The organism is Nostoc sp. ChiQUE01b (genome assembly GCF_034531255.1).
In the GTDB taxonomy this organism is placed as follows: Bacteria; Cyanobacteriota; Cyanobacteriia; order Cyanobacteriales; family Nostocaceae; genus Nostoc.
Window position 1 is genome coordinate 1 of the sequence record NZ_JAVRBM010000175.1, and the last position, 4,525, is coordinate 4,525.

Consider the following 4,525-nt stretch of genomic DNA (forward strand, 5'->3'; position numbering starts at 1 on the left):
ACACTATTGACACTGCTTTGATGCCCTTTAAATTCTTGTAGCAGTTGCCCTTGCAGGTTCCACAACCGCGCTGTCTTGTCAGATGATGCCGTAGCGATGGTTTTGCCGTCCGGGCTGAAACTCACACTTAAGATTCTGCCTTGATGCCCTTTGAATTCTTGTAGCAGTTGCCCTTGCAGGTTCCACAACCGCGCTGTCTTGTCAGATGATGCCGTGGCGATGGTTTTGCCGTCCGGGCTGAAACTCACACTATAGACATAGCCTTGATGCCCTTTGAATTCTTGCAGCAGTTGCCCTTGCAGGTTCCACAACCGCGCTGTGTTGTCAAATGATGCTGTGGCGATGGTTTTGCCGTCCGGACTGAAACTCACACTTTTGATTAAGCCTTGATGCCCTTTAAATTCTTGTAGCAGTTGCCCTTGCAGGTTCCACAACCGCGCCGTGTTGTCAGATGATGCTGTAGCGATGGTTTTGCCGTCCGGACTGAAACTCACACTATTGACACTGCTTTGATGCCCTTTAAATTCTTGTAGCAGTTGCCCTTGCATGTTCCACAACCGCGCTGTGTTGTCAAATGATGCTGTGGCGATGGTTTTGCCGTCCGGACTGAAACTCACACTTTTGATTAAGCCTTGATGCCCTTTAAATTCTTGTAGCAGTTGCCCTTGCAGGTTCCACAACCGCGCTGTCTTGTCAGATGATGCCGTGGCGATGGTTTTGCCGTCCGGGCTGAAACTCACACTATAGACATAGCCTTGATGCCCTTTGAATTCTTGCAGCAGTTGCCCTTGCAGGTTCCACAACCGCGCTGTGTTGTCATTGGATGCCGTGGCGATGGTTTTGCCGTCCGGGCTGAAACTCACACTTAAGACTGGGCCTTGATGCCCTTGGAACTGATTACGTTCTTTAATTTTATCGAGAATACTATCCAAAGCAAAAATAGGGCTGATAGCTGGATATTCTTCTAAAGGGCGACCATTTTTTACCAAAGTTTTTAACTCTTTACCACTCTGCACTGCTGCCACCAGCGATTCTAACTCAGCATACTCAAACTGTCTTAAGGCATTAACACCTGCTCGTTCTAATTCCGTTCCCTTTTGTGCTTCTTTTTGTGCTGCTTCTGCTGCTTGTTTCGCTACTTGTGTTTGACTCAAAATAGTTTGAGCCTGTTTAGTTTTAGATTCTGCTTCCTGTTGTTGTCTATTTGCCTGTTGTGCTTTCTCTTGAGCAGTTTTGACTTGTTCGTTAGCTGTTTGAATTTTTTCCTGTGCTTGAGAATTTTTAGATTGTAATTCTGCTGCTTGCTGGTTTACTTTCCCTAAATCTGCCTGTGCTGCCTTAAATTTCACTTCTGCGGCTTGCTGATTCTTCTGCGCTGCTTGAAACTTTTGCTCTGCATCTTTGTTTTTGATTTCTAATCCTTGCGCTTTATTCTGTATTTCTACCCGTTTCTTTTGCGTATCTTGCAAGCGTTGAGTTACTAAATTATAGTTTGCTTTAGCAGTTGTAAAGTTTTTTTCTGCCAGTTGCTTTTTCTTCTCAGCATCATTAGCCACTTGAATTCGACTTAATGCATCTCTTGATAATATACCTGCCAATAATAATAGACATACCGCTAAACCAGAACTCACCATCAACCCCATCCGCCCTTGGCGAATTTGTCGCTTGGCTTCTTGTTGAGCATCAACTAATATCTGCCTTGCATCTTGTTCGCGTTTCAGCTTTTCTTCGGCTTGCAAGCGTTGTTCTCGCTCTCTAGCTAGTTCTGCTAATATTTCATTGCCCTGTTGTTGGCGAATGAACGACACGAGATAATCATGCACCAATTGATAACGGTCAGCAGGCGATTCTGGTAACTGCAATACTAACCTTGAGTCCACGAAAATTTCTAACACCAAATCTAGTTTATCGGCTTCTCCTGTTAAATCTGCAACTAACTCAGCACGAGTTTTCAAAGGACGAGTACCATTTTCATCTGTGAGTAAATATAAAACCAGTCGTGCAACTTGTTCATTCTCTGCACCACAATCATCGATGACTTCTTCTAAAAATCGCTCAACCAGTTTTTCTTTAGTGCCAAACTGACGATATTTTTCTAAAGTTGTAATTTTCTCAGTTTGCAATTGCATCCCCACAATTTGTAACTCAATCGGACGTACTTCCCCCAAATCACCTGCTAAATCTCGAACTAATTCATCAATCAATACAGGCTCTAAATAAAAATGAGAACGTTCTGTTAGACTCTGCACAACAGCTTTAGCATCGGCTGATAAAAAGTTACCCAAATAATGGCGAATATTTTTATCAAGAATATTATTATTAATTGTACTTAAATTAAACAGACGCTCTAACTCTAATAAATTAGGTAAATAATCTTCCCGTAAGGATAGAATTACCTTGAGAAAAGGAATATCTAGACAAACTCGCAAAAACTCATAAAATGCTCGTCGTTGACCTTGGTCTGGATAAACAAAGAAAAACTCCTCAAACTGGTCAAACATTAAAACCGTCAACAAATTCCGGTCAGCATTTCTTTGCAATTGTTCTAAAATAGCTGCTGAAGAATCAAGATTAGCAAATAATTGATTCCCTCTGACTTCCTCAAAAGCCTTAGCCAAACTCTGCCCCAACATTCCCACCCAATCTGTATAAACTCGCAACAAAATAGGTAAAGCATCTCGCTCACCAATTGCTTGCTGTTGCAACGCCGGGATTAATCCACCCTGTAAAATTGAACTTTTTCCCACTCCTGACTGACCGTGAATTACAGTCAATTTATGCTCAGTCCCGCCAATTCTTTCTCGCAACCGCTTCACATCTTGTCCCCGACCAGAAGCAGCAATTTCTTCAGCAATTGTTTCAGAATTTTCTACTTGCAACTGTGCAGAATTAATTGCCTGTCGCTGCGGGTTGAGATAAGATGCACCAACAAAGGCGCGAAAACCATACTGCTGTTCAATTTGTAATTGTTCTTGTTTAATATGAAAAGCTTTGAGATATTCACCTTGATCAAAGTAGAGTAAACGCAACCTTTCTAATATAGATATATATAATTGTGGGTTGTACTGATGATTAATTTCCAGCTTTGCAGTTTTTAAAGTATTAATCGCTACTTGATATTGACCTAAACCCTGTTGAGATTTGGCTAAAATAAACCGATGCAATCCAAATTCATCTGATTGAATATTAGAAATATCAGCTAAGATTTGCAATGCTTGCCCAGCAAGTTGATTAGCTTCTGCCCAGCGTGACTGCTCTAAAGCTACTTCTGCCAAAAAACCATAATCTTTAGCTAATTGCAACGGTGTGCCATAATTTTGATGTATCAGTAGAGATTTTTCCACAAGGATTTGCAACTCTGTCCATGCTTGCAAATCTCGTAGTACTTCACCCAGTTTAGTAATATGTTTTGCAACTAAATCTGAACGTTGTGCTTGTTCAAAAATATCAATAGCTTGCTGAAAGTAATTTCTCGACTCTTGCCAATAGCGCTGATTTTCTATTTGGTTTTTTTCAGATTGGCGGTTATAAGCTGAAGCAATATTAACGAGTAATATACCTTGTTGCTCTAAATAATTACTTTGTCGCCAGAATCCCAAGCTTTGTTGATAATGTGATAGAGCAGAATCTATCTGGTCATGTAGATAATCATTTAAACCAAACAAAAACTCTAAACTTGCTTGAAGTGCTGCTTCTAATACTTCTCCTCGATTTTGCAAATCTTGACGGGCGGTTTCTAGTTCCCGGCACATTTGGGGATTAGGCGTGATATTACCTGCAAAGATTTCATCACTTTTTTGCTGAAGGAAGTTGACTAACTCATCAGTAGGGTTTTCAAACTCAATGATAGTTGCCCAATTTTCTAAATCAGTTGCTAATCGAATAAATTTTTGCAGAACTGAATCATTAACCCACAACAATATCGGAAATGGGAAGTTCTTTCTAAACTCCTCCCGTACTTGGTTAGCTGAAGTCAGAACTGTATCAATATCTTTAACCGACTCTAAACCAAAAATCATCAATGCAGGTGGCTGTTCATCTCCCAGTTGTTCGCGTATATTTGTGTAAAGCGTTTTGACTGATGCAGGTAAGGTAATTTCGCATATTTCCACAGGAGAGATTTGGTGCAGCCGTTCTACGATGCGCTGACGTAAAGCAACATAATTACACCGCAATATAATCAGCGAAAATTGCCCCTGCGAAAAGGTAATTGCTCTAACTAAAGTTTGTAATGAACCCTCATTGTCAAAGGCTAAATTTTCCGGTTCTTGCTGATTACTCATAACATATAGTAGTTTTCTTTTGCATGAAGTACAAAGTTACGGGTTTTGAGGCAGGAGGCAGGAGGCAGGGGGCAGAGGGCAGGGGGCAGGGGGGAGGATTTATGCTAGTTGTAAAAAAAAGTTTTAGTTGTGAAGATGACAACTGACACGGCTCCTGCACTTGCTGATATAGCTCCTACACTTGCTCATATAGCTCCCGCACTTGTTGATATAGCTCCCGCACTTGTTGATATAGCTCCCGC

Annotated in this window: 1 protein-coding gene; it reads right to left on the reverse strand. The window is 41.2% G+C overall.

From position 1 onward, the window contains the following. Positions 1–4,283 (reverse strand): eIF2A-related protein (locus RMY63_RS41175; protein ID WP_322734190.1); only part of this gene is annotated, 4,283 nt, incomplete at its 3' end. Positions 4,284–4,525: the final 242 nt, after the last annotated feature.